The 5,022-nt window shown below is 64.4% G+C and carries 3 protein-coding genes and 5 pseudogenes; 5 read left to right on the forward strand and 3 right to left on the reverse strand.

The genetic code is table 11. From position 1 onward, the window contains the following. Positions 1-20: 20 nt before the first annotated feature. The 3 pseudogenes from AC1DY5_RS41560 to AC1DY5_RS41570 all read left to right on the forward strand — a co-directional run. Positions 21-260: pseudogene (locus AC1DY5_RS41560) on the forward strand (aspartate 1-decarboxylase); the annotation flags it as partial. A gap of 27 nt (positions 261-287) precedes the next feature. Next, positions 288-731 (forward strand): annotated as a pseudogene (locus AC1DY5_RS41565) (3-methyl-2-oxobutanoate hydroxymethyltransferase); the annotation flags it as partial. After that, positions 732-887: pseudogene (locus AC1DY5_RS41570) on the forward strand (IS256 family transposase); the annotation flags it as partial. A gap of 157 nt (positions 888-1,044) precedes the next feature. Here AC1DY5_RS41570 and AC1DY5_RS41575 read toward each other — a convergent pair. Further along, complete coding sequence (locus AC1DY5_RS41575; protein ID WP_478120274.1) at positions 1,045-1,257, reverse strand: hypothetical protein; 213 nt, start codon at positions 1,255-1,257, stop codon at positions 1,045-1,047. Between the two features lie 235 nt (positions 1,258-1,492). On the opposite strand from AC1DY5_RS41575, the pseudogene AC1DY5_RS41580 reads away from it, so the two are divergent. Further along, positions 1,493-1,818: pseudogene (locus AC1DY5_RS41580) on the forward strand (IS110 family transposase); the annotation flags it as partial. Positions 1,819-2,092: 274 nt separating this feature from the next. Here the strand turns inward: AC1DY5_RS41580 and AC1DY5_RS41585 are convergent. After that, a complete protein-coding gene (locus AC1DY5_RS41585; RefSeq protein WP_478120275.1) occupies positions 2,093-3,517 on the reverse strand; it encodes an aldehyde dehydrogenase family protein in 1,425 nt (474 codons plus the stop codon). 102 nt (positions 3,518-3,619) lie between these two features. Here AC1DY5_RS41585 and AC1DY5_RS41590 point away from each other — a divergent pair, with 102 nt between their 5' ends. Beyond that, positions 3,620-4,546 carry a LysR family transcriptional regulator gene (locus AC1DY5_RS41590; protein WP_478120276.1) on the forward strand — a complete coding sequence of 309 codons (927 nt, stop codon included), beginning with the start codon at positions 3,620-3,622 and terminating at the stop codon, positions 4,544-4,546. Positions 4,547-4,847: 301 nt separating this feature from the next. On the opposite strand, the pseudogene AC1DY5_RS41595 reads toward AC1DY5_RS41590, so the two are convergent. Further along, positions 4,848-5,022 (reverse strand): annotated as a pseudogene (locus AC1DY5_RS41595) (IS630 family transposase); the annotation flags it as partial.

A 5,022-nucleotide genomic window follows, 5' to 3' on the forward strand; every position in this document is an offset into this window, starting at 1 on the left:
CTTCGTGACCTATGCGATCCTTCGTGACCTATGCGATCCGCGGCGAGCGCGGAAGTGGCATCATCTCGGTCAACGGCTCGGCCGCGCGACGGGCCGCAGTCGGCGACCTGATTATCATCGCTGCCTTCGGGCTGGTGCCCGAAGAGCGGGTGGCGACGCATCGGCCGAAGTTGGTCTTCGTCGACGACGCCAACCGCATCAAGGAGGAACGAGGCCACATACCCGTGCAGACCGCCTCGGGCGAAGCCGTCGCGGCCTGATGCCGAGCGAAACGAGCCTCGAATGTCATCGCTTTCCGCCACCGCAGATGCGGCCACCCCCCCTACAGCACCGTGCCTCCGGCCTCGCCGCCGTCGGCACGCAAGCCGCTGAGCCTGCCGCGCCTGGCCGACATGCATGCGCGCGGCGAGAAGATCGCCAAGCTGACCACCCACGACGCCGCCTTCGCGGCCGTGGCAGATGCAGCAGGCGACGAATGCCTGCTGGTCGGCGACTCGCTGGGCATAATCCGCCAGGGCGTGTCGAGCACTGTGGGCGTGACGCTCCACATCATGCGCTATCACACTGAAGGCGTGGCGCGCGGACTGCGCCGCGTTCAGGGCACGGCCTGGCTCATCGCCGATCTACCCTTCGGCTGCGACCAAGCGTCGCGCGAACAGGCCATGAACAGCGCGGTCGAACTGATGCAGGTCGGCGCGCACATGGTCAAGCCCGAAGGCGGCGGCTGGACCATCTTCCCCAACGACGCCTCGATCACGCGCCTCGTAGGCGCGATGATGCTCGAGCAGAACGACGAGTGGTCACTCAACCGGCGCTACATGCAGTTGGAGGGCTTGCAGACCCTGAGCGATACTGCGCCCACTCCGCTGTCCGCAGTGGCACGCTGAGTACCGTGCAGCTCAGCCTTCTCCGGGCTGTGGACCTACACCACGGAATGGGACGCGACGCAACAAACTGAACTCGCTGCTGCGATGCCATGCTTTGTCCGGATCCGCCCGATTCGACTGCGGCTCTCAAGGCAAGCCGGATGACATCGCACCAGGCTCACGCCGCTCGGGGATGAACGGATGGCCAAGCGAAGTCTCGCCCCATCATCGCCCGCGCAAACAAATAGTCGTTCTTTTCTCTTTTGCTCAGCGAGTCGATCGACACGCTGCCTTGGGGGTCGCACGGAAAGGCCATCGACCGTCGGCCGCTGGTCAGCGCCCGAAACAAGATCTCATGCTTGAACTGGGGAAGGGTGGCTGAAGAGTTCATCTTGACCTCCGGAAATACTGACCATCTCATCGAGTAGCATAGCAAATAACTGACGAAATGTCAACTATAGTTTGGTCGTGTAAAATGACAATCGGTCGGATAAATGACTAAACGTCAATACTGTTTGGATGGCGTTGAGAACAGGAAACCGCGCCATCGCCCCTTCCTTCGAGCGGGTGAGGTCGCGCAGTTGCTGGATCGCCTGTGGCGGCACAAAGCTCGTCGGTCTTGCGGCCGATCCACCCGCGTGCGCAAGAGCGGCACCTGGGGATCAAGACCATCCTGGTGACCGCCGCCTGGGCCGCGGTGCGCGTCAAGACCAGCTACCTGCGAGCGCAGTTCCTGCGAATCAAGGCACGCCGTGGCGCCAAGAAGGCCATCCTCGCCGTGGCCGCTTCGATGCTCACCGCCGCATTCCACATGCTGCGCGACGGCACCGAGTACAACGACCTCGGCAGCGAACACTTTGACCGCCAGGACCGCTCCAAGACCATCCGCCGCCTGCTCAAGCGGCTTCAAGACCTCGGCTGCGCTGTTCCTGAACTGGCTCATGCCACGTAGAGCTTCCTAGTAGCGCACGCTGGGAGCCAAGGCGACCTATGCCCCCGGCACGGTACGCGCCCGTTGCTGGCACGGCGCAGGCGACGTGCGCGGCTACCGTCCGCCCTCGGGCTGGACGGCCCGCGCCGGCCTCACCGACATTCACTCCATCACGGGCTGCGCCTTGCCGCATGCCGTGTGGTGGCTTATCGAGACGAACAGCTCGGGTGCCGCACGATTGTCGGGAGATACGCGAGCGCCCTGCGAGTGCGTCAGACAAGGATTCCTGGAAGGTTCAGCCTGCGCTCACCAGCAAGGTCTTGGGTTCCAAGTACGCGCTCATGCCCCAGCGGCCCATTTCGCGCCCCAGCCCCGAATGCTTGAAGCCGCCGAAGGGCGCGCGCGGCTCGTTGGCCAGGGTGTTGACGAGCACGCGGCCCGCATCGATCTGGCGCGCCACACGTTCGCAGCTTTCCKGGTTTGTGCCCAGCACCAGGGCGCTCAGGCCATAGCGCGTGTCGTTGGCAATGTCGATCGCATCGGCTTCGTCCTCGTAGGGGATGATGGTCAGCACGGGGCCGAAGATTTCCTCGCGCGCAATGAGCATCTGGTTGTTGGCACGGGTAAAGAGTGTGGGCTTCACGAACCATCCGGCGTGCAGGCCATCGGGGCGGCCTTCACCGCCTGCCAGCAAGGTCGCACCTTCTTCCTGCCCGAGGTGGATGTAGTTCTGCACCCGCTCCCATTGCTTCTTGCTCACCATCGGGCCGATGTCGGTGTCGGCTTGGCGCGGGTCGCCGGATTTGATGTGCGAGACCGCCTCCTTCGCCACCTGCTCGAACTCGGCCAGGCGGCTGCGTGGCACCAGGATGCGCGTGCCCGCGATGCAGGCTTGGCCGCTGTTCATGAACCCTGCCTGGAGCACGAGTGGCATGACGGCGGCGAAGTTTGCGTCATCGAGTACCACGGTGGGCGACTTGCCGCCCAGCTCCAGTGTCACGCGCTTCATCGTGGCGGCGCCCGTGGTCACCAGGTGCTGGCCCACGGCGGACGAGCCCGTGAACGAGATCTTGGCGATGCCAGGGTTGCGCGCGATCTCTTCACCGACGACATCGCCGCGGCCATTGACGATGTTGAATACGCCTGGGGGCAGATCGGCTTCGTGCAACGCCTCGGCCACGATCTGCGTCTGCAGCGCGCTCATCTCGCTGGGCTTGATGACGGCGGTGCAACCGGCTGCCAGCGCGGTGGCCAGCTTGTTGCAGATGAAGCCCGCATTGCTGTTCCACGGCGTGATCAGGCCCGCGACGCCCACGGGTGTCTGGATCACCGTGGCCGCGCCGGCCTGTTCTTCGAACGCGAAGGACTCCAGTGCGTCGATCGCCTGAGCGATGACATCGGCCGGATACGTCGCCATCCAGCGGCCGCGCACCGGCGGCGCGCCGTATTCCGTCAGGATGGCATCCATCAGCGCCTCCTCGCGCGCCGCCAAGGCACGGTGCATGCGCTGCAGGGCCGCGATGCGCTCCTCGCGTGTGGTGCGTGACCAGGCGGGGAACGCGGCCTGGGCCGCCCCGATGGCGCGCTGCGCGTCCTGCTCGTCACCCAGCCGCACCTGGCCGATGATTTCCTCGGTGCTCGGGTTGTGAAGGTCGAACCATTCCTGGCCGTGCGGCGTGACGAATTCGCCGTTGATGTAGATGTGTTCAATGCGTTGCATGGTGGCTCCTTGGGGAATTGATGCAACGAAGTCTAGGAATGGTTTATTGTTCTGATAAGCCGTCTTGTGGCTGATGAGGTATCCGTAAATTCAGGACAATTCATGCACAGAACAGGAATGACCGAGTTGGAAGTGGTGCTGGCCGTCGCGCGCCGCAACAGCTTTCGCGGCGCGGCGCAGGAACTGGGCATGTCCACCACCGCCGTGAGCAGCGCCGTGGCCGGGCTGGAGGCACGCCTGAAGGTGCGGCTATTCAACCGCTCGACGCGCAGCGTGGCGCTCACCGATGCCGGTCGACGCTATGTGGAGCGGATTGCGCCGGCGCTGGCCGAAATCCACAGCGCGGGCGAAGAAGCCGGCACCGGCCCCGACGTGCCCAGCGGTACGCTGCGCATCAACGCGCCGCAGGGCGCGGCATCCCTGCTGTTGGAGCCGCTCTTCCTGCAATACGCGCAGCGCTACCCCGAGGTACGCATCGACATCGTGAGCGAGTCGCGCATGATCGACATCGTGGCCGAAGGCTTCGATGCGGGCATTCGCCTCGCCGAATCCGTGCCGCAGGACATGATCGCCGTGCCGCTCTCGCGCGACATCCGCATGCTCGTGGTGGCAACGCCAGAGTACCTGGCATGCCACGGCACCCCCAGGCACCCGCGCGGCCTGCTCCAGCACCAGAGCATCGGCATGCGCATGTCGCACGGCGGCATCTATCACTGGGAACTGGAGAGAGGCAGCCAGAAGCTGCAAATGGATCTACCCGTGCGCCTAGCGCTCAACGAGCTGCCGGCCATCAAGCAGGCGGTGCTGCTCGGGCTGGGTATCGGCTTGATCTCCGAGTGGTTCATCGAAGAGGAACTGAAGGCCGGCACGCTGGTGCCGGTGCTGGTGCCGTGGTGCCCGTCGTTCGGCGGGCTGAGGCTGTACTACTCAGGCCACCGTTTCGTGCCTGCGCGGCTGCGTGCGCTCATCAGCTTGGTTCATGAGCTGCGCTTGGCTGGGGCGCCGCTGCGAGGAGTTCAAGCAGGCTAATTCGAGCGTGTCGGCGCGCAGCGCCGCCGGGCTTTGCGGGCTGCGCCCCGTCGGCCCTGCCTCCTTTCGGAGCGGTTCGGCCCAAGGCGTCCTTGTGTTGTTGTGATTCCTGGCGATGGCGCGGCTGCGCCTCGGGCTTCATGGCTGCAACCGTCCGGCGAAAACAGCTGGCGACAGTTGCTAGGCTTAGCGGCGAAGACATTCCCCGCTGGCTGGATTGAAGAACACCATGCGTGGGTGAGAAGTCCCTCCAAAGATTTCGTGCCCGTCATGTGCTCAAGGGGAGCAGTCAGAAATTTACTCAGCAGTCAGAAATATAGGAGACAGAAGGCGCTTCGAAGAATGATCGAACCAGCCGGCGATTCTTCTGCATGTCGCGCAGTTGCTGGTCGACTCGGATTTCGAGTTTCTCGCCGGCTCGCAAGGGATTGCGAGCCACACCAGTGCGCTTGACATGACTCCACACCAACTCGTCC

It is taken from the genome of Variovorax sp. P4_D9 (assembly GCF_056401695.1).

Excerpts from the sequence above, each read along its gene's own strand:
- AC1DY5_RS41575 (WP_478120274.1), bottom strand. The coding sequence starts at position 1,257 with ATGAACTCTTCAGCCACCCTTCCCCAGTTCAAGCATGAGATCTTGTTT.
- AC1DY5_RS41590 (WP_478120276.1), top strand. The coding sequence starts at position 3,620 with ATGCACAGAACAGGAATGACCGAGTTGGAAGTGGTGCTGGCCGTCGCG.